This is a genomic window from Secundilactobacillus muriivasis, from assembly GCF_054785195.1.
In genome coordinates this window covers 1-20,002 of sequence record NZ_BAABMI010000013.1, presented here as the reverse complement: position 1 = coordinate 20,002, position 20,002 = coordinate 1, and the positions used below count along the sequence as shown (strand labels likewise).

The 20,002-nt window shown below is 46.7% G+C and carries 18 protein-coding genes and 1 riboswitch; of the genes, 5 read left to right on the top strand and 13 right to left on the bottom strand.

The window, feature by feature from the left end; all coding sequences use genetic code 11:
- Nucleotides 1-551 precede the first annotated feature (551 nt).
- From folP to ACYVR3_RS03465, 7 genes are all read right to left on the bottom strand, one after another.
- On the bottom strand, nucleotides 552-1,697 hold the full coding sequence (gene folP / locus ACYVR3_RS03495; RefSeq protein WP_461243142.1) for a dihydropteroate synthase: 1,146 nt from the start codon (nucleotides 1,695-1,697) through the stop codon (nucleotides 552-554).
- Entirely contained in the window at nucleotides 1,697-2,290 is a 594-nt protein-coding gene (locus ACYVR3_RS03490) for a non-canonical purine NTP pyrophosphatase (RefSeq protein ID WP_461243141.1), read from the bottom strand. The genes folP and ACYVR3_RS03490 overlap by 1 nt, the downstream gene beginning before the upstream one ends.
- A gap of 1 nt (nucleotide 2,291) precedes the next feature.
- Nucleotides 2,292-3,608, bottom strand: coding sequence for a bifunctional folylpolyglutamate synthase/dihydrofolate synthase (locus ACYVR3_RS03485; protein WP_461243140.1), 1,317 nt, complete (start codon nucleotides 3,606-3,608; stop codon nucleotides 2,292-2,294).
- Between the two features lie 5 nt (nucleotides 3,609-3,613).
- Nucleotides 3,614-4,183 carry a GTP cyclohydrolase I FolE gene (gene folE / locus ACYVR3_RS03480; RefSeq protein ID WP_082405182.1) on the bottom strand — a complete coding sequence of 190 codons (570 nt, stop codon included), beginning with the start codon at nucleotides 4,181-4,183 and terminating at the stop codon, nucleotides 3,614-3,616.
- Nucleotides 4,173-4,676 (bottom strand): 2-amino-4-hydroxy-6-hydroxymethyldihydropteridine diphosphokinase, encoded by a 504-nt coding sequence (folK, locus tag ACYVR3_RS03475; RefSeq protein WP_461243139.1) that lies wholly within the window; start codon nucleotides 4,674-4,676, stop codon nucleotides 4,173-4,175. Before folK ends, folE begins: the two co-directional genes overlap by 11 nt.
- Nucleotides 4,669-5,034: a dihydroneopterin aldolase gene (folB, locus tag ACYVR3_RS03470; RefSeq protein WP_054737512.1), complete on the bottom strand. Its 366-nt coding sequence runs from the start codon at nucleotides 5,032-5,034 to the stop codon at nucleotides 4,669-4,671. The genes folK and folB overlap by 8 nt, the downstream gene beginning before the upstream one ends.
- 91 nt (nucleotides 5,035-5,125) lie before the next feature.
- Nucleotides 5,126-5,671 carry a hypothetical protein gene (locus ACYVR3_RS03465; protein WP_461243138.1) on the bottom strand — a complete coding sequence of 182 codons (546 nt, stop codon included), beginning with the start codon at nucleotides 5,669-5,671 and terminating at the stop codon, nucleotides 5,126-5,128.
- A 469-nt stretch (nucleotides 5,672-6,140) separates the two neighbouring features.
- Between ACYVR3_RS03465 and ACYVR3_RS03460 the strand changes: the two genes are divergently transcribed.
- Nucleotides 6,141-6,644, top strand: a complete 504-nt coding sequence (locus ACYVR3_RS03460) for a phosphatidylglycerophosphatase A family protein (RefSeq protein ID WP_461243137.1) — start codon at nucleotides 6,141-6,143, stop codon at nucleotides 6,642-6,644.
- A gap of 528 nt (nucleotides 6,645-7,172) precedes the next feature.
- On the opposite strand, the gene ACYVR3_RS03455 is transcribed toward ACYVR3_RS03460, so the two are convergent.
- A complete protein-coding gene (locus ACYVR3_RS03455; RefSeq protein ID WP_461243136.1) occupies nucleotides 7,173-7,379 on the bottom strand; it encodes a MerR family transcriptional regulator in 207 nt (68 codons plus the stop codon).
- Nucleotides 7,380-7,896: 517 nt separating this feature from the next.
- Between ACYVR3_RS03455 and zwf the strand changes: the two genes are divergently transcribed.
- Nucleotides 7,897-9,369 (top strand): glucose-6-phosphate dehydrogenase, encoded by a 1,473-nt coding sequence (gene zwf / locus ACYVR3_RS03450; protein WP_054737205.1) that lies wholly within the window; start codon nucleotides 7,897-7,899, stop codon nucleotides 9,367-9,369.
- 198 nt (nucleotides 9,370-9,567) lie between these two features.
- On the opposite strand, the gene ACYVR3_RS03445 is transcribed toward zwf, so the two are convergent.
- On the bottom strand, nucleotides 9,568-10,455 hold the full coding sequence (locus tag ACYVR3_RS03445; protein WP_461243186.1) for a LysR family transcriptional regulator: 888 nt from the start codon (nucleotides 10,453-10,455) through the stop codon (nucleotides 9,568-9,570).
- A gap of 221 nt (nucleotides 10,456-10,676) precedes the next feature.
- Here ACYVR3_RS03445 and ACYVR3_RS03440 point away from each other — a divergent pair, with 221 nt between their 5' ends.
- The 3 genes from ACYVR3_RS03440 (at nucleotide 10,677) to cobT (ending at nucleotide 15,268) form a co-directional block, all read left to right on the top strand.
- Complete coding sequence (locus ACYVR3_RS03440; RefSeq protein ID WP_461243135.1) at nucleotides 10,677-11,636, top strand: NmrA family NAD(P)-binding protein; 960 nt, start codon at nucleotides 10,677-10,679, stop codon at nucleotides 11,634-11,636.
- Nucleotides 11,637-12,249: 613 nt separating this feature from the next.
- Nucleotides 12,250-13,686, top strand: coding sequence for an NADP-dependent phosphogluconate dehydrogenase (gndA, locus tag ACYVR3_RS03435; RefSeq protein WP_054737208.1), 1,437 nt, complete (start codon nucleotides 12,250-12,252; stop codon nucleotides 13,684-13,686).
- A 538-nt stretch (nucleotides 13,687-14,224) separates the two neighbouring features.
- Nucleotides 14,225-15,268, top strand: coding sequence for a nicotinate-nucleotide--dimethylbenzimidazole phosphoribosyltransferase (gene cobT, locus ACYVR3_RS03430; protein WP_461243134.1), 1,044 nt, complete (start codon nucleotides 14,225-14,227; stop codon nucleotides 15,266-15,268).
- A 64-nt stretch (nucleotides 15,269-15,332) separates the two neighbouring features.
- Here the strand turns inward: cobT and ACYVR3_RS03425 are convergent, their stop codons facing one another.
- The 4 genes from ACYVR3_RS03425 to ACYVR3_RS03410 all read right to left on the bottom strand — a co-directional run bounded on the left by ACYVR3_RS03425 (nucleotide 15,333) and on the right by ACYVR3_RS03410 (nucleotide 19,721).
- Complete coding sequence (locus tag ACYVR3_RS03425; protein ID WP_461243133.1) at nucleotides 15,333-15,887, bottom strand: VanZ family protein; 555 nt, start codon at nucleotides 15,885-15,887, stop codon at nucleotides 15,333-15,335.
- A 118-nt stretch (nucleotides 15,888-16,005) separates the two neighbouring features.
- Entirely contained in the window at nucleotides 16,006-16,647 is a 642-nt protein-coding gene (locus ACYVR3_RS03420; RefSeq protein WP_461243132.1) for an SDR family oxidoreductase, read from the bottom strand.
- Nucleotides 16,648-17,086: 439 nt separating this feature from the next.
- Nucleotides 17,087-17,440: a hypothetical protein gene (locus tag ACYVR3_RS03415; protein ID WP_054737211.1), complete on the bottom strand. Its 354-nt coding sequence runs from the start codon at nucleotides 17,438-17,440 to the stop codon at nucleotides 17,087-17,089.
- A gap of 158 nt (nucleotides 17,441-17,598) precedes the next feature.
- Nucleotides 17,599-17,764, top strand: a riboswitch (M-box (ykoK) riboswitch).
- Nucleotides 17,765-18,434: 670 nt separating this feature from the next.
- Nucleotides 18,435-19,721: a cation:dicarboxylate symporter family transporter gene (locus ACYVR3_RS03410; protein WP_461243131.1), complete on the bottom strand. Its 1,287-nt coding sequence runs from the start codon at nucleotides 19,719-19,721 to the stop codon at nucleotides 18,435-18,437.
- Nucleotides 19,722-20,002 lie beyond the last annotated feature (281 nt).

The following is a 20,002-nucleotide window of genomic DNA, read 5'->3' as shown; positions in this document are numbered from 1 at the left end:
GTGATGGAATAATGACAACTCAGCTAGATTGACACGTCTAGCTGGGCACGACAACTTACGGCTTAGCTTTAGACGCGAACGCGATGGTTGGGCGTCCGCATCGAAACTGCGGACGCTAACTAAAGTAATAGCCGTAATAAAACGCATTAACTTGGGTTAGTGTGGTTGTCATGTGTCATAAGTCCCTTCCTGTAAATATTGGTTTAATTAAAACATATTAATTTTTGTTCGTCAATGCTAATTTGATTTTAATTATTCTTGGTGGTGGGTTAGTGCGGAATAAAAAGTAGTGGTTTGGTTTCTTAGATGCTGGTTGGTGGTTTTGGCGACGTGCATTACTACTACATTGTTTTCGGCGCCACTGGGTCTTTAGGTGCCGCAGGTCAATTGCTTAGTGAAGCCTACTTACGTTAGTTCGTTCTGACAACCGCGCCGAAACGTGCTGCGCAAAACTGAGAGCTATGTGTAAGGGCAAAAAGGTAAAACCCCAAGCCCGGGGCTTTCACCTTTTTGCCCTTACACGCCGCTCTCAAACCGTTTTGCTCCGCACTCTATACCATCCAATACCCCTCCCCAATCCGCTTCAACAAAGTCACCATCTGCCGAGTCTCCTTCACATCATGCACCCGGATAATCCGACCACCATTTAAAATCATGGCGGTTTCGCTGACTAGGGTCATTGGAAGTCGTTGGTCCTTTGGGATGTCCAACAAGGTGCCCATGTAGCCTTTTCTTGAAACGGCGACCATCATTGGGCGGTTGAGGTCGTTGAATTTACCGACATTGTTCATGATGACGTAATCTTGGTCATCGTTTTTTACTTTGGTATCAGCGTAACCCAGTCCCTGGTCAATAGCGATTCGATTGCGGTCGATGCCGGCTGCCGTTAAGGCGTTAAGGTTATCTTCAAAGAACTGATGCATCTCCGGCGTCATGACCTTGAAGTCGAATTGGCGGCCGTTGAGCATCGTGAGCAAGCCCACGTTACTCTTCGCCATCAGCGCTAACTTCGCTGGGTCATCCGTAAAGCTGTTCACATCGTTGATGATCGACACCCCAGCATCGATTGCGGCCTGCATCACCGGCACCTTGTAGGTATCGATGGCCAGCACTGCTTCAGGGAACCGCTTCATGATGGCGTCGATGTAGGGTACCGTTCGTTCGATTTCGAGTGCCGGCGTAATTTCGGTGTAGCCTGGCCGAGTTGTTTGGCCGTTCACCTCGATCACGTCTGCGCCCGCCGTTAACATGTCTTCCACGTGGGCCAACACCGCGTCCATCGTTTGGTAGCGCCCGCCATCGTAAAATGAGTCCGGTGTGATGTTCATGATGCCGTAAACCATGGGTTGGTCGCGCAAGTGGAACGTGTGCGTACCAGCTTGCCAGTCTAACGTATAGCTAGCCAAAATGGCGTCTAACGTTGATTGTAACTGGGCTTCGTTCGAAAACCAAGTTGACCAGTGTTCTGTTAACAAACGCAGTCCTGGTAACGTGACTAACGCGGTCAGTTGCTGCCCAGTAGATTGAACGGTACCATCAAGTTGTCGCAGTCGTTGACTCAGTGCGGTTTGTTGTCCCTCAGTCAACTCGCTGGCCGTTAAAACGACCCGTTCTTGGTCTTGGGCTAATTGAAACAACGCCGTGCTAGCGAAGTCACCCGCTTGGCTTAGTTGGTGAGTCGTGTCTTGAATCTTCATCAGAGAACATCTGCTCCTTTCAATTGGGCCACCAGGTCAGCGGCTGCCCGCCCCCGGTGCGTCATCGGTAATCGTTGATAGTCAGGCAATTCTGCTAACGTTTGGGTCAGGCCAGTGGGTTGAAAAATGCGGTCAAAACCGCCACTCTGATCCCCCCGACTCGCTTCAGTGATCGTCCCGCCAACCTGCCCCGTTGCGATAAACGGCGCTTGGTTCGGCACGATGGCCACCAGCGTACTCATCATCAGGGCCTGCCGATCAGATTTAACGGCTAAAGCTGCTAATATCGCCTGATTCGGACTCAACTGCTGGTTGGCCTGCAGGTCGCGCTTGGTTGTCACGCCGAGTTGATCCGCCAGTGCCGCAACTTCCAGCCCGCTATCATCCGCGATGACCCCTTGGTCGGTAAATGCCGCCAGAAAGCGGGCCTTCAGCAACGCATTTTCGCAGTACCCAGTTGTCGTTTCCGCTGGAAAAATCAGCTTCGGCACCACTGTCGTATACGGTACCGCTTGAAGGCCAGCTATTCGTAAGCAGTCAATCAAGTCTTGCGTTTTAAACGCGTTATTTGACGCAATTAACCATTGGTTCACGCTAATCAGCTCCAATCGCTGCCAGTTCTCGGGCCACGTAAAACGACCCACTCACGACAATTATATCGGCTTTCGTCCAATTTTGCTGGGCTGACGCAAGCGCCGTTGGCATATCGGACATTGTTTGCACATTGAGTGTTGGCGCCAATTGTTGAATCTGCTTGGTCAGTTCAGTTGCTGGTAATGCCCGTTGAGGATTAGCTGGCGTCACCGTGAGGATCTGCTTCGCCGTTGGGATCAACGTCTCCAGCATTTCCGTAACGGCTTTATCCGCTAAAACGCCCAGGATCCAAATCACGTGTTGGCCGGGCACCATCGCCGTCAAGCTGCTGACCAGTGCCCGCATCCCATCCGGATTATGCGCCACATCGACCAACGTTAACGGCGTCTGCTTTACCTCAGTCAATCGGTCTGGGAGTTGAATCTGTTGCAACCCGGTTCGAACTGCATCATCGCTCAGCACAACGTGTTGTTGCCGCAAAACCGCCACCGCCGTTAAGACCAGTGCTAAATTCTGCGCCTGAAATTGACCGGTGACGTTCAACTGCAACTGAGACCAGTCAAATAGGTCACTGTGTCCCGTGATCACCATGTGAGTTGGCGTTAACTGGTCAATCGTCATCGTTGCAGTCGGTGCAACCAACCGAACACCTTGCTGGTCAGCTTCCTGCTGTAGGACCGTCAACGCGTCTGGCGCTTGATCTGCTAGCGTCACAGCCACCGTGCCAGGTTTAATGATTTTCGACTTCTGGGTCGCAATTTTTGTGATCGTATCGCCCAGAATCTGGGTATGATCCAACGCAATTTTCGTAAACACCGTCAGTTGTGGTGCACTAATCGCATTGGTGGCATCCGTTAAACCGCCCAACCCTGCTTCCAAAATGGCGTAGGTCACGCCTTCATTTTTAAACCAAATCAGGCAAATCAAAAACTGCCATTCAAAAATTGAGATATCCGTTGCCGCTAACCCTAAACGCTGGGCCACCGGCAGAATTTCGGCGTACCCGTCCAAAAAGGCGGCTTTGCTGATCCACTGGTGGTTCACCTGAAGCTGTTCACGATCGTTGATGATGGCTGGACTGCTAAAGCGGCCAACGCGGTACCCCTGCTGTTCCAAAATGGCTCCCAGCATGGCCCCCGTTGAGCCCTTGCCATTGGTCCCCGCAATGTGAATCACGTGGTAGTGCTGTTCTGGGTGGCCGAGTGCCGCAACTAGCCGTTTTAACAACGGAACCCGATTGGTGTCTCCGACCAACCGGGCTTGATTAAACTGTTCAATTAACTGCTGATAAGCTTGATGTACCTGTTCTTGATTCAAATTAATCACCCGTTAATGCGTTGTAGGAATTCTGCTTTCAACTCGTGATCCGTTTTAAACGTGCCAGTGTAGTAACTGGTTTCGGTCTGACTGCCGGTCTTTTCAACCCCGCGCATCTCCATGCACATGTGGCGGGCACTGATTGAGATCGCAACGCCCTTTGGGTCCAAGATCCGGTTAAGTTCTTTAGCGATGTTCACCGTCAACCGTTCCTGCACATTGGGCCGCTTAGCGCAATAATCCACTAAGCGGGGAATCTTACTCAGCCCCATGACCCGCTGGTGGTCGGGGATGTAGGCCACGTGTACCGTACCAAAGAACGGTAACAGGTGGTGTTCACACATTGAGTAGAAGGGAATGTCCTTGATCAACACCATTTCAGTCGTTTCATCGACCGGAAAGAGTTTGTAGTTATCAAATGCCGGTGCGGTCACCGACGAGAAAACTTCGCCATACATCCGGGCGACCCGGGCTGGCGTCTCCAATAATCCTTGGCGTTCAGGGTCTTCCCCAACCGCCTCTAAAATGAGCTTAACCGCTTGCTCTATTTTTGCTTGATTCGCTTCATTCATGATCGATCGTGACTCCCTTTACTTTTTTAATCCAGCTTGAATCCCGGTTCGCCCGCAAGGCTTGCGCCACTTGGTCGCCCACGATGGGATCGTTACCAGTAAGTTCTTGAATAGGTAGCAGCACAAAATTACGTTCGGCCGCGCGAGGATGCGGCACGATAAGGTCCGCTGTTTGAATCTGACGGTCACCCCAAAATGCAATGTCGAGGTCGATCGTCCGTGGTCCCCAATGTTCGTGCCGTTCTCGATGACCAGCTTGTTCAACTTGGTGCAATACTGCTAATAACGCTTCTGGCGCTAACGTTGTCGTTAACGCCACCGCGATATTGTAGAAGTTCGCCTGGTCCAATTTTCCCCAGGGCTGGGTTTCGTAAACTGACGACACAGCATCAACGGTAATGCCGGTGATTTGCCCTAATCGCACCACGGCTTGTTGCAGCTGCACCAGTCGGTCGCCCATGTTCGTGCCAACACTAAGATAGACGCGTTCAGTCACGTTGGTCACCCGCCACTTCAATTTCAACATCGTCAAAGATGCCGGGCATCGGCACACTGTATTTGCGAATCTTCAACTCGATCCGCGTTGCCATCCGGTACTCCGCCAGCAACGTGCTCAGTAGTTCGTTAGCCAATGACTCGATCAGCTTATAGGAATGGCTATGTACAAATGCATCGATGGTCGTCCGCACATCCGCATAACTGATCGTTTCGTTCAGGTCATCATGGTGAACCTTCGTTTCAATTGGGTACGTCAGCGCCACGTCAATGGCTAATTGTTGCCCATTTCTACGTTCCTCCGGTAACACGCCGTTAAAGGTGTGGAACCGTAAATTGTGAATCCGTATAACACCCATTAGTTGGCAACCCCCTCGTTGTCCAGTTAGTTTGTTCCTATTTTAGCACGCGCGTTGTGCTTTGCGGCGCTTGATTCTCAACATACCGCATCTAAGCGTAATTTAACAGCCGTTGAATCTGGTTCACATCCGTTAAGAGGTCCTGCCGCGCCGTTGCATAGTGCTGTAACGGCACTTTCAGTGAGCGGTGTTGTTGCGCTGCTCGAACGACTTGCCGGCCAACTTGCGCCACTTCGTCACAGTCGTAAACCGCCGCTGTGCCAACACTGATGTTGTGGCCGCGATAACCTTCAAACTTGTTTAAAATAACGGCCCGTTTCGCACTTAACTGCGCTGACTGTCGCTGAAGTTGGCGAGTTGGCGCTTGTTGGCGTCGTGCCCGTTGCACTAACTTATCCGTTGTCTGGATGGTCGCCTGAAAATTCGGCAATACCCACCGCCGCAGCGTCACGCCGTCCAAGTCATGACGTTGGGCCTTTAACTGGCTCTCGGTTTGATTTCGCGCACTGTTAGTCGTTGCAATCGGTTGACTGGCATCGTCGTCTTGACTCTGTGCTTGATGCTGCTGTGCGGGCTGACAACCACTTAAAAGTAACCCTAAACTCGCTAGGCCAAGTACCCGATACACCACGTTCACGTTTTCCACCCCACTCTCACTTCGTTGAAATGCAATCCTTTTAATTATGTCAGATGTCTTCTGATAATGCCACGGTTTCGTTTGGGCGTCAATTGGTTTTTGTGGGGGGGTGAAAAGCGGTGGTTTGTCCTCAGGGGTTAGATGCGTTCCGCAAAACTGGGAGGTGTAGCCCCTTAAGTTTCAATTATTGGGTATTTGATGTTGTTTCCTGTCCTCGAGACTAAACGTGCGCCACGAAGCAGAGAGCTATGTGTAAGGGAGACTTGGTAAAACCGCCAAGCCTGGGCGCTTTCACCAAGTCTCCCTTACACGCCGCTCTCTAACCGCTTCGTTCCGCACTCTGTCCCATTTGACAACCCGCCCTCCGGCACCCATAATTTATACCATCGGGGTCAATAAGCCCGTTATCCATTATTATTGAGATTACTATCCGGGCAACGTCCCGGTTGAAACTGAAAGGATGATGAAGTTGAACAACCGAAACTTTAAGTATCCAGATACTGCCGCTTATAAGAGCGTCATTGATTATTTCACCGAAAAAAACATTACCATAGAAGACATCGCCTCAATCACGTACGGCATGCAACGCCAGTACGTGCCTGAATTACAGGAAAGCGAAGCCGTTGATGCTGTCATCGACGTGCTTCACAAACGTGAGGTGCTCAACAACGCCATGGTCGGGATCGCCCTTGATCAATTGGCCTCTCAAGAGTTACTTCCTCAACCACTTCAAAGCATCGTTGAAAACGACAGTGGCGTCTTCGGCGTTGACGAACTCCTAGCCGAAGGGGGTATCTCCGGGATCTACGGTAAGATTGCTACTACTAATTTTGGTTACTTAGACCGTGAAAAACACGGTATTTTAAAACGTCTCGACACCGTTAAGGGCAAGGGCATCAATACGTTCTTGGACGATATTATCGCGGCCGTGGCTGCTGCGGCGGGGTCGAAGATTGCGCATAAGTATGCGTAGAGTGTGAAACGAGGCGTTTAGAAGGTGGCGTGTAAGGTCGGGGACGCGAAGCTACCCGGTCTTGGTAGGTTTGTGTCCCCGATCTTACACATAACCTTCTGCCTCGTTTTACACGTTTCGGCGCGGTGGCCTGAAGGTTCGTGGTTCATCCCCTACTATCTGGGATGAACCCCAAGAAAACACAGACCACCTAGCGCCGAAAATCTGCTGCCAAGTTACGCTATCTAGCGTTAATCTAACAATCCAATACTAAAAAACAAAGGTACCGCAATCTCCCCATACCAGAGGAGTTGCGGTACCCTTGTTTTTATATTGCTTAATATTTGTAGGTTTAGCTTGGTTTGAAGTAATTTGAGTGTATGAACTAAAATGCGTTTCGCTCTCTGTGCATTACTGTCCTCGAGCCGAAACGTGTTCCACAAGGCAGAGAGCTGCATGCAAGGCGACTACGGTAAAACCGCCCAAGCCCAGGCGCTTTCACCGTAGTCGCCTTGCACACTGCTCTCTAACCGCCTTGCTCCACACTCTCTACTTCTCACAAATCGCCATCAAATCCTTCAACTCATCCGCTGACGATCCGTTCTCAACGAAACAGTCCACCATATCCAACCAGTAGAGGTCCTGATCCGAAAATAGTTGAGTTGGATCCTTACATGGTAAAAGTCCCGCCTGCGTGTATGCCGCGACGGTTTCTGTCGCAAGGCCAGCCCGTTTGGCTAATTGTTCCAGTGTCATGGTAAGATCCTATCCTTTCACAAAATCAAAGATAGTTTACACTCATTTAGATAAAAAGCAATCCTTTTCGACAGACCCTCATCATAAACTTAAAATTGCCAAATAATTGAAATTCTGCCTCCCTCTTAACGCCTGATCACCAAGCCGATTCCTTGCATCACACCTTAAAGCACGGTATTCTATCATTGTGCGCGGTCTTTCGCGGTTTTACCGTAATGGTTTGGACCGATTTTCATTGCATCACGCATTCTTTGACAACCCTTTCATTTAGAAAATCATTTTCTTTAAATTTTCTTTCAAAACTGTTGTTTTCTATGAAAGCTTATTTCATATAGTGTTATAACGTGTATTTTGTACAACTAGTTAACTAGGTAATAAAAACTTTTCGTAATTCCCTTTTTTACCTAGATTTTGTTATATAATAACTTCGAAGCAAGTGGTCTAGACGAGATGACTTTAGTTGTCTACTAGACCACTTGAAGACTACGAATCTATTTAACCTTAAGGAGTGACTGTATTGGCTACAGAACGAACTGCACTATTTCTCTTCTTCGGCGGTACCGGTGACCTAGCATACCGGAAGTTATATCCGTCATTATTTAACTTATACAAGAAAGGGACGCTCCGCGAACACTTTGCTGTTTTAGGAACTTCTCGTAACAAATTAACGGATCAACAATTCCAAGACGCAGTCCGTAAATCAATCGGGACTGACAAGTCTGACAAGGAAGCTGAAACGTTCATCTCCCACTTCGCTTACGAAGCCCACGATGTTACTGATCAAGCACACTACTCCGTTTTACGTGACCGCGCTAACGAACTTGATAAGAAGTTCAAGTTAGACGGCAACCGCCTTTTCTACCTCTCATTAGCACCAACTTTCTTCGGAACAGTTGCCGGCTTCTTGAAGAGCGAAGGCTTAACGGATACCAAAGGCTTCAACCGTTTGGTCATTGAAAAACCATTTGGTCGTGACTTCGAATCAGCTCAAAAATTAAACGACGCCCTCAGCAAGTCATTTGAAGAAGAACAAATCTTCCGGATCGACCACTACTTAGGGAAAGAAATGATTCAAAACATTGAAGCCGTTCGTTTCGGCAACACGTTGGTTGAATCACTCTGGAACAACCGTTACATCGATAACATCCAAGTTACCCTATCTGAAAAGCTTGGGGTCGAAGAACGGGCTTCCTACTACGATAACTCCGGTGCTTTGCGTGACATGGTTCAAAACCACATTATGCAAATCGTCAGCCTCTTGGCAATGGAACAACCCGTTTCATTTACCGACGTTGATATCCGGGCTGAAAAGGTGAAGGCTTTACGGTCATTACGTGTTTACAACGTAGCCGAAGCTTCAACTAACTTCGTTCGTGGCCAATATGGTGCCGGCGATGACCAACGTGCTTACCGTGACGAGGACAATGTCCCTCACGACTCAACTAACGATACCTTCGTTGCTGGGAAGTTGTTATTCGACAACTACCGCTGGTCAGGTACCCCATTCTACATCCGGACTGGGAAGATGCTTGCTGACAAGTTCACCCGTGTGGACGTTGTCTTCAAGAAGCCATTGATCGACCTCTTCTCATTCCCACAAAACCACAACGCCCCATTGGAAGCTAACGTGTTGACAATGTACATCGAACCACACGCCGGCTTCTCCCTTCGTTTGAACGCCAAGACTAACGGTCAAGGTTTCCAAACTGCCCCAATCGACTTGGACTACTTCGTGGACGCTGAAGATTCTAAAGCAACGCCAGAACCATACGAACGTCTCTTGCACGATGCAATGAAGGGTGACGGTACCAACTTCTCAAGTTGGCAAGAAGTTTCCTACGCATGGCGCTTCGTGGATCAAATTCGCAAGGTTTGGGACTTACAACAACCACAATTCCCTAACTACACCCCAGGTTCAATGGGTCCAGCAGCTGCTGACGAATTGATCACCCGTGACCACCGTCAATGGGTTTACCGTTTAAACCATTAATTTAACGAATTAAACTGATAATAGCACCGCAACTTCCAACTGGGAGTTACGGTGCTATTTTTTCGTTCCGAGTACTTTAGATTTAACTATCCAAATAAACTTATATGGCCGAAATCTGAGTTTCAACACTTTAATTTAGAAAATTAATAATCGGCTTGTCCATTAGTTTTTTTTACTTCGACTCGCCAAAAAATAAGCCTAAGCTTGATACAAATCGCTAATATGTTGGGCAGTTTTTAAAAAAGGGTTTATCAGTTTTTTTTGTGATGATTTTAAATACGCTAAACCATAGCAAAGCGTTGTATCGTTCATAAACGGCTTTACAGTAATTTCATTATCAGCACTAATTATCATATCTGGTAACACGGAAATTCCCAATCCACTTTTAAGCATCGTGTGGCAAATTAGCAAAGAATCAGCTATCAAATACTTTGCATCAGGACAAAGGCGTTTAATTTCCTTTTGCAATGTCGCCTGCTTTGGCGGACAAAACTGATTATCTAAAAAAATAATAGTTTCGTTCTTCATGTTTTGCATGGTAACAACTTTTCTTCTAGCTAGATAATGATTATTCGGTAGTGCACAAATAAAATGACCAAAAATCAACGGTGTAAACGCAATATCGGGTAACTTTTCGATACTATCTTCAGTTTGAAAAATCAAATCGCAATCAAATGATTGGAGTTTCTCTTTTAATACGTTGTGGTTTGAGCTTAGTAAATTAAATCGTGGCTTAATGTGATTTAAATTAAACCGTTTTATCATCTCAGAAATATATCGCAATTCAAAGTCGGTACCAGTGTACCCAATTGTCAATGCATTTTGTGACTGATCGTTCGCTTTTTGAGTACGTTCAACCGCTAAATCATACTTTCTAATGACAGATTGAATATCATTGTAAAAGATTATGCCGCTATCGGTTAAAACAACTCTACGATTAGTTCTGTTGAATAAGATCACATCTAATTCACCTTCAAGCGACCTAACAATTTGCGAAATTGCTGATTGCGTCAAATTCACGTTTTTAGCTGTTTGTGTAAAATTTAGCGTTTCAGCTAAATCAATAAACACTTTTAGATACTCCATTTTCACAATACAGTCATCCTTTTCAAACCTAACTTTCAGTAACGGAACAAATAACACGCGTTAACTACTCTCTTTGTATAGTTAAATTTTTCCACTAGTAACACCCTATTTCAATATTCACTTTAATAAGCGTTTCTAATTATACATTAAAAACCAGAATTATTACTAACATTAGGCTGTGATAACATGAGCTTGTTAAATAAATAAAAGAGGTGGATCCAATGAGATATATCGTTTGTGGAGCCGATGGTAAACTGGCTGGCCGTATTGCAGAAAATATGATTAAAGCGGTTGGTGGTAACAAGTTAACCTTTACTGTTTGGAATAAAAAATTCGTTTCATCAGAAAAGTTACAACGTTGGGAGAAGGAAGGTGTTAGCGTCTTCGAAGCAAATTATGATGACGTTGATTCACTTAGAAAAGCATTTAAAGGTGGCGATAGAGTCTATATCGTCTCTGGGCTAGAAGTTGGTAAACGTGTCCAGCAACATAAAAATGCGATTGATGTCGCGATTGAACAAGGAATTTCACACATTACGTATAGTTCATTTGTTGGTGCAACTGATCCCGCATATGCGCATTTGGAAGTCACGCCAGATCACACGGCAACTGAAAATTATTTAAAATCTACCGGACACCCATATACGGCCGTTCGAAACAGTTTATATTTGGAAAATTATCTGACCATGTACCCTATGTTAGCTAGAATGAGTAATGATGTGTGGGCAAGCACTGCAATGGAAGGCCGCGCAACACTTGTTGCGAAAGATGATGCCGCCGCTGCAGCAACGGCCGTCTTACTCGGAAAAGGCGGTAATAAAACCTCGTTTAACGTTTTTGGATCAGAATCAATTTCTGTTCGCGAACTATGTGACCTTGTCAACGAAGTCTCTGGTATGCACCTAGTTTATGACCCAGTCCCTGACGAAGAATATTACCAATATTTAGAGAAACTCCACATACCACGTGCTATTACTGGCGATTTTTCTAAATCACCAGTACCATTCTCTGGCAATGATATCGTTTCAAACGATGCATCTATCAGAGACGGATTGCTTGATATTAAGTCTGATGATGTGGCACTCCTAACAGGTCATCAAGCAAAAACTGCACGTGATATTGTTATGGACTCAGCTTATGTTTGGGAAGATAATGTTACAAATTGGTCTCAGATGCGTTAAACTAATGGCTGTTTAGAATCATAACCAAGTAACAGTATTGTCCGTTTATTATTTCTATCCACTAAAGTTTAATAGGTATCCTGAATTTGAAATTACTCTAGATAAAAAGTAGGTAAACTAAGCATGATAAACCTTGTTTAGTTCCTAAAATATAGGTAATAACCCGTAGATTCCGATTCTTGAAATCTGCGGGTTATTACCTATATTCTGAGACTTGAATTTTGGCATACGAACCCGCGAAATTTGGAAGTCTGTTAACATTTAGATTAGATAACAGTCTCGAATTAAATAAAATTTTTAATCAGCTTTGAATGATACTTATTAATATAAGCTTTTTTATCAGCCTCATTTTACGTTCTACACCACAAAACGCTTATCAGCCAATTCGACTTTGTGAATCAACTTTCCAACCTTCACAAGGTCCAATTTAGACCTCAGATTCAGTTAATTTTCAAAAAAATCTCAATTCTGAAAACTTTGACATAACAGTGATACTGGCTGTTTTTAGAACTAAATTTCAAGTCTGAAGAAGTGGTTTCGCTTCACAAATACATTGTGAACTGTTAAACTATAACCGTATTCGAATTAATTTCTCATTAAAGGAAGGTTTGTAATGGCTGATAAAAAAGCAAACATCGGTGTTGTCGGAATGGCTGTCATGGGCAAGAACTTAGCCCTGAACATTGAAAGCCGCGGCTTCACTGTCGGAATTTATAACCGTTCTGCTTCAAAGACTGATCAAGTGATGAAGGATCACAGCGAAAAGAAGCTGGTTCCAAGTCACACAATTGAAGAATTCGTAAACTCTTTGGAAAAACCTCGTCGGATCCTCTTGATGGTCAAAGCTGGTAAGCCAACTGACGCCGTTATTGACGAATTATTGCCACTCCTTGATAAGGGTGACGTCTTGATTGACGGTGGGAACACAAACTTCCACGACACCATGGCTCGTAACGCTAAGTTGGATGCTTCTGGCATCAACTTTATCGGCATGGGCGTTTCTGGTGGTGAATTGGGTGCCCTCCAAGGTCCTTCTTTGATGCCAGGTGGCCAAAAAGAAGCCTACGATTTAGTTGCCCCAATCTTGGAACAAATCTCAGCTAAGGCCCCTCAAGATGGCAAGCCTTGTGTGACCTACATCGGCCCTAACGGTGCTGGCCACTACGTTAAGATGGTCCACAACGGTATCGAATACGGTGATGAAGAATTAATTGATGAAAGTTACAACATCATGCGCAACGTGTTAAACATCTCCGTTGATGACATGGCTGACATCTTCACTGAATGGAACAAGGGTGAACTTGATAGCTACTTGATCGAAATCACCGCTGACATCCTGTCACGTAAGGATGATTTAGGCGACGACAAGACCAAGCCAATCGTTGACATGATCTTAGACCGTGGGAACAACAAAGGGACTGGTAAGTGGAGTTCCGAAGACGCTTTAGCCGTCCAAGTCCCACAATCAGTGATCACTGAAGCCGTTTACGCCCGTTACATCTCAATGATGAAGGACGAACGGGTTGCTGCTTCTAAAGTCTTGGCTGCGCCTAAGGCTCAAGAAGAAATCGGCGACCAAAAGGAAATGGTTGAAAAGATTCGCCAAGCCCTCTTCTTCAGTAAGATCATGAGTTACGCCCAAGGATTTGAACAACTTCGGTTCGCTTCCGACGCTAACAACTGGAACTTACAATATGGTGAACTTGCCCAAATCTGGCGTGCAGGTTGCATCATCCGGGCTCGTTTCTTACAAAACATCACGGACGCCTACGACAAGAACCCAGATTTGACGAACTTGTTGTTTGACGACTACTTCAAGGACATTACTGCCAAATACCAAGAAGCTACTCGTGACGTTGTTGCCTTGGCCGTTAAGATGGGTGTCCCAGTTCCTGGTTTCAGTGCTGCCATCACCTACTACGACTCATACCGTTCCGAAGTCTTGCCAGCTAACTTGCTGCAAGCACAACGGGATTACTTCGGTGCTCACACCTACGAACGGACTGACCGCGACGGGATGTATCACTACCCATGGTATGAAGAACAATAAACTTGATTTGATTGAAGACATCTCATTTGTTGGGGTGTCTTTTTTATTTACGCTTGCGTCCAGCGTAAGTGTTGGGTGCGATTTGGGTGTTGGCTGTTTGTCATCGCTTCGCTCGCCAAAGCCGTATGAAAACCAGCGCTCTCAGTCAACAAAATTCGGCGCCACTTAAATTGTTATTTTCAAGGTTCCTGAAGTTATAAGAACTTGTCAACCACGCGCTTTCTGGCCACCACGCCGAATGGTGCTGCGCGAGACTGAGAGCTGCATGTAAGGCGAGTCCGGTAAACCCGCCAGGCCCGGGCGCCTTCACCGGACTCACCTTACACACTGCTCTCAACCCGTCTCGCTCCACACACTGTCGCTGGACACAAACGTAAACCAGCACAAAAAGTATAAATTCAAAAGATAAAACCAATTCTGCACAACCATCTTACAAACCAACCCCGCCATCTTGTCGAACCACCAGCCTGCCCCTTGAATCGCAACGCGCCTGATGTTAAATTAACGCCAACATCACTACCATCTAGGAGGCGTCACCATGTTCAATCCACGACCACAAGGTGCTCCAATCGACACGCAAGCACAAGCTCAGATGAAAACTAAACTTGACCAGCTAGCTAAACCAGTTGGCGGTTTAGGGCAATTAGAAACGCTGGCAATTAAATTAGCCGGTATCGAAGGCACCGCTGACCTGCAAACGGCTAAGCGGTGCTGTCTGGTATTTGCCGGCGATCACGGGGTTGAAAAAGCTGGTGTCTCCTCAACGCCTCGAAAAGTGACCTGGGTACAATCGCTCAATACGTTGGCGGGTCATACGACCGTTGCAAGCTTGGCCAAGGCGAATCGCTGTCAGGTTAAAGTCGTTGATGTCGGCGTAGATCATGACTTAAGCGGCACTGGCGTCATCGATAAAAAGGTCAACTGGGGCACTCAAAACATGGTCACGTCACCCGCCATGACCCGCGACGAGGCGCTTCAAGCCCTCCAAGCGGGTTACGATGTTGCGCTCGACAGCATCCGTGAGGGCAATCAGCTGTTGCTGGTTGGTGAACTCGGTATCGGCAACACAACGCCCGCCGCAGCCATGATCAGCGTCCTCCTTCAAATTCCAGCCGCAACCGTCGTGGGTCGGGGTTCCGTGATTTCTGATCAACGGTTGATTCACAAAACCCGGGTGGTGGAAGATGCCATTATTAACTGGCAACCTGATCCGACTGATCCAATTGACGTTCTTAGTAAAGTTGGTGGGTTTGAGATTGGGGCCAAGGCCGGTGCAATGCTCTGTGCCGCTGAACACGGCGTACCGTTGATTTTAGATGGCTTTTTGTCTTACGCTGGGGCCGTTCTGGCCGAAAAATTAGTGCCAGGAACAACGCAGCATTTAATCGCCTCGCACTTCTCCCGTGAAACGGGTTCAAAGCTTGCCCTCGACTGGCTTGGCTTAACGCCACTTCTCGATTTACAAATGGCGGTTGGCGAAGGCAGTGGCGCCGTACTCCTGCTCGGTCTCATCGATTCGCTGCAGTCCGTTTTAGCGAATATGAACACCCTTGATGACATTGCGGTGCAGTTCAAAGACTAACTAAAAAGCACCTTCGACCGGCCAATTTTAGGCCCTCTCGAAGGTGCTTTTCCATTTGTTATGCTTAAGCGTGCTTAATGGTTTGAACGGCTGGCCGCTTCACCATAAAGAACTGAACCACCCGTCGGAACGGCGTCCGTTTAAGTAGTGCGACGGCGTAGTAGCCGACTACAACGCCAGCGGCATTGGTCATCACATCGTTGATATCGACCCAGCGTGACATGTGCAACACGGTGTCGAGAACGAACTGGGTGCTTTCGATGGCGGTCCCCATCAAAACACCGATCAGCAGGATGCGCCAACCCGACCATTTTTTAAAGAGCGCCAGATAAACACCCATTGGCACCATCATCACGATGTTCATGTAGAAATCGAGTTCGATGCCCCGGAACGGAATCGGGTTCGTTGGCACTACCCCGACCCAAACCGGCTCCATTGTTGGAATGATCCCATAGGCGAATGAGGTTGGTGTTAACGTCAGGTAGCCCACAACGGTCAGGTAGATTCCCAACGTGACGATGGTCACCAGCTCACCGGCCCCGCGCCGTCGACTGGTCAGTACACCCATCCCAATCAAAACGGCTAAAACATATGCTAAATACGGTAACCACTGTGCCATGGCATCGCCCCTCCTTTGAATTTAAAAAAGGCTCATTCTCATTGAGCCTTCAAACCTGTATCGACTAGTTGCTACTATAATACGATTCGCACCTTAACGCTAGGTTAAATCGCCGAGCTTAAGCGTTTTTTAACGCTGTTTCAATCGGTGTATCACCGGTAATGAGCGGCACCGTCTTTTTAATGGTTGCGGGTTCGTTCAACGACGCCACAACCGTGCTAGCAACGTCATCGCGGGCCACTGAGCCGCCTTCAACGCCAGTTGTATCAATCTTACCGGTGCCATCTTCAAACGTCAACGCGCCCGGTTCAATGATCGTATAGTCCAGGTTGGTCCGGTAGCGTAACCATTCATCCGCGTAGAATTTAGCGGCGTAGTATGGCCGAATGCTGTCGCTCCAACGGTTCCGATCTTCAGCAAACAGCGCGCTAACGAGGACGTACCGTTTGATACCGGCAATTTCAGCTGCCTGCATACTCTTAACGGCCCCATCAAGGTCGATCAGCAACGTCATATCATCACCGGTCTTACCACCAGAACCAGCAGTGAAGACTACGGCATCAAACTCATCGAGGGTAACCCCCATTTCTTCTGGTCGCCCAAGTAAATCAAAGTGAGCCGTCTTAATATCACGATCTTCAAAAAAGGCCGCTTGTTCCGGCTTGCGAATCCCAGCAACGACTTCATCGCCCCGATCAGCTAACTTAGTTGCAATTAATCGGCCGACGTTCCCATTAGCCCCGATTACAAATACTTTCATGTTTTTGCCTCCTCAAGCGGAATCAACGTTGATCGTCAACTCCAGCTCGTCCGTTTTAACGTGCCCGGTTCACTCAAACCAAGCATCGCAATACCTGTAATAATAACCGACTACTATTATAGAAGCAATTCAATCGGCTTATAAAATCAAAAATTTTGGCTGCATTTCTAAACTTAAGCTTCGTTTAAGGTACCACGGCTATTCTTATAACCGTAGTAACAAACTACTACATCCTTTAATCATATAGAGTATCGGCTTACTAGGCAAAACCGACTCTAATCCAATTTCCCCTACAATTGGATCTAATCTACTTTTCAACCCCAATAAAAAAGCGGCCACCAACGTGGTCGTTTTTTTGTATGAAAAACGTCGCGCAAGTTCATTCCATAGCCGACAGCTTTCCCGTTTTGGTTGGTTATTTCGGTCAGATCCAGGGTAATTAAAGGCCTGGTTTAATGGCGTCGTACTGTTCTTGATACCAGTCTTCGTAATCGTGGTGGTTAGCCATTGCTCCGTTCTCCAAGAACGACTCATTAATCGCATTCAAGATGTTGCCAAATAACTGACTATCGTTCTCGACTAGAAAGGCTTGTAACCGTGCGGGATGAAAACTCCGGTTTTGTTGAATATCATGGTTGATCTGTTCAATTTCATATTGAATTGGAAATTCCGTTAGAATTTCCAAGCTACCATGTCGGTATTCTTTCAAATAAAACTGGCAAAAATCATCCACTGCACGTTGTTTGGCCGATTCACTTAACTGATCAAATAAAACGACACCTGGCTGTAACACGTTTACCACTCCCTGTTCAATTTTAGCTGTTATAACAACCGTCTCTTTCATTATAGTGCTTTTTCAAGTGAATGGTAAATTTACGCTGTGCGTCATCATTCAGTGTTGCATATCACTTGCCAGCGACTGAATTTCTGCGTATACTAATAATTAGAAATAGAATAAGCCGTTAGGTGAGGCTCCTATACGGAAAACGCTACTGCTCAGAAACGTCGAAAAACGCCAATGAGTCAGCTGTCCGAGTTAAAAAAAGGCTCGGTCTAATGTAGCTGTTATCTGATAACTACGCCGTATAGTGCTAAAGCTCAACGATTGGCTGTAACAACCCCTAGTGGGTTATTTGAGACGACCTTAAGGACGCTCAGCCAGTTGTTGGCTGAGCGTTTTTCGCGCCTAACGCACGGCAACTAAAACTGGAGGTGAGGCATATGACAACTGAAAATTATGATCCCGGATCGTCGTCCTATCACGCGCGCCAGGGAAAGCGAGCAGTCGGTGCCTCACACCAGAGGTCACCATTCTAGCAACCTGCTAACTGTTGACTTTCCCGGCCCCAATTCCGACGATTTGAGCTGAATGGTGACAGACGACCTACTGTTTCTTCTCTGTGACGGGTGTTGCGATCCGTTTGATAAGCAGAGTTCCTGAACGACCTCGTTAGTAGTCGTCACCGTCCCCAGCCGAATGTATTGGGAAAGTCAGTTAGCAGGTTTAGTTTCGGTACCAGATTGGCTATTTGGCAGTGACGTGCCAGCCAAAGTGCTTCACCGCGGGGGGAACTTCACGGGGAAATTAAGCACTGCCTAACTTCAGTATCACTACGTCAGGCACTTCAGTCTCAAACGTTGTCCAGATCAATTTTACTATAACGCCCTCAACATCTGTAACGGTCACAAAGCAAGCATCGCTTGATGGGAATCAACCGCACTTGACTACCGACCCGATGACGATGGCACCAAAAAAGCGTTACGGCACATGCCGTAACGCTTTTAAATTACGCTTTTTTTCGATCAAACGTCGCCGCAAAGGCCATCGCTTTTTCTTCATCGAATTCCTTTTCGGATTTACCGATAATCACTGAGGCCAGTGAGTTCCCGACAACGTTAACCGCCGTCCGAGCCATATCCACTAACCGGTCAATGCCGGCAATAAAGGTCAACCCAGCCATTGGCACCCCAATGGTTGAAATCGTAGCCAGTAACACCACGAAGGAGGCGCCAGGCACCCCGGCCATCCCTTTAGAGGTAATCATCAAAACAACAACCAGCGTGATCTGTTGACCAATGCTCAAGTGAATGTGATAAGCCTGAGCAAGGAACAACGCAGCCAGTGATTGATAAATGGCTGACCCGTCCAAGTTAAACGTGTACCCGGTTGGGATAACAAAGGAAACGATCCCTTGACTCACCCCGAATTTATCCATCTTATCAATGATCCGAGGTAAGGCAGCTTCTGAACTGGCCGTTGAGAAAGCCAACACAGCTTCATCCTTAATCACTTTAAGCAGCGTAAAGATATTGAGCTTAAACAGCTTAGCAACCAGCCCCATCACAACTAAGACAAACACCACCATCGTCGCATAAACCAACAGGATAAAATACCCTAGTGGCAGTAACGCCGAAAGTCCCATTTGGGCAATGGTGACCCCAATCAGGGCACAAACCCCAATTGGTGCGGTATGCATGACCCAGTTCGTCACCTTAAACATAACTTCTGAAACGGCCTGCAAGAAATCAATAATGATCTTACCCTGCTTACCAATAGCGGCCGTCCCTAAGCCAAAGAAGACGCTGAAGAAGATAACTGGCATCATGTCACCAGTACTCAGGGCACTAAAGATGTTGGTTGGAATAATGCCCATCAACGTTGCCCAGATACCACTATTGTGCTTGGCTTGGTTAGCCGTTTGCACGTACTGACTAATATCTTGGGAATGTAGTGAATGGATATTAATGAAATCCCCAGGTCGGAAAACATTGGCAACGATCAACCCTAGAATAATTGCAACGGTTGTCATCAATTCGAAGTAAATTAGGGTTTTACCACCAATTCGACCAAGCTTCTTAATATCCCCCATGTTCGCAATCCCAACCGTTAAACACGACACCACGATTGGTAACACGATCATTTGAATCAGACTAATAAACATCGTCCCAATATTTTGCATAGCCGTAATTGCTGTCTTGTTCTGGTAGAAGACCACCCCTAGCACGATCCCCAATGCCAGACCAATTAAAATCTGCCAACCTAGCGTCAGCCGATACGGTCGATAACGTTTCATTATAAAGCCTCTCAATCTACATCATTATTAAAACCATCTTTATCATTTTAGCATATTCTTAGGAAAGCAGTGCCCTATTTCGGCAAAAGTTTACTAGTATACGATGCTTTTTAGCAAATTAGCTACACTGATAGTGGTAATGTCTTAATTATGAGAAGTCATTCAAAGCCTAGGTCGTTTAACTGTCTCAACACTGTTTAACGGCATCAAAAAAGCCGTTGATCTTAACGATCAACGACTTGGTTTGCGTGGCAACGTCCTACCCTTGCAGGGGGCGATCC

Coding starts and splice junctions, on each gene's coding strand:
- folP (WP_461243142.1), bottom strand. CDS start 1,697: ATGAAGATTCAAGACACGACTCACCAACTAAGCCAAGCGGGTGACTTC.
- folB (WP_054737512.1), bottom strand. CDS start 5,034: ATGGGTGTTATACGGATTCACAATTTACGGTTCCACACCTTTAACGGC.
- ACYVR3_RS03455 (WP_461243136.1), bottom strand. CDS start 7,379: ATGACACTGGAACAATTAGCCAAACGGGCTGGCCTTGCGACAGAAACC.
- ACYVR3_RS03445 (WP_461243186.1), bottom strand. CDS start 10,455: ATGGAGTATCTAAAAGTGTTTATTGATTTAGCTGAAACGCTAAATTTT.
- ACYVR3_RS03440 (WP_461243135.1), top strand. CDS start 10,677: ATGAGATATATCGTTTGTGGAGCCGATGGTAAACTGGCTGGCCGTATT.
- gndA (WP_054737208.1), top strand. CDS start 12,250: ATGGCTGATAAAAAAGCAAACATCGGTGTTGTCGGAATGGCTGTCATG.
- cobT (WP_461243134.1), top strand. CDS start 14,225: ATGTTCAATCCACGACCACAAGGTGCTCCAATCGACACGCAAGCACAA.
- ACYVR3_RS03425 (WP_461243133.1), bottom strand. CDS start 15,887: ATGGCACAGTGGTTACCGTATTTAGCATATGTTTTAGCCGTTTTGATT.
- ACYVR3_RS03420 (WP_461243132.1), bottom strand. CDS start 16,647: ATGAAAGTATTTGTAATCGGGGCTAATGGGAACGTCGGCCGATTAATT.
- ACYVR3_RS03410 (WP_461243131.1), bottom strand. CDS start 19,721: ATGAAACGTTATCGACCGTATCGGCTGACGCTAGGTTGGCAGATTTTA.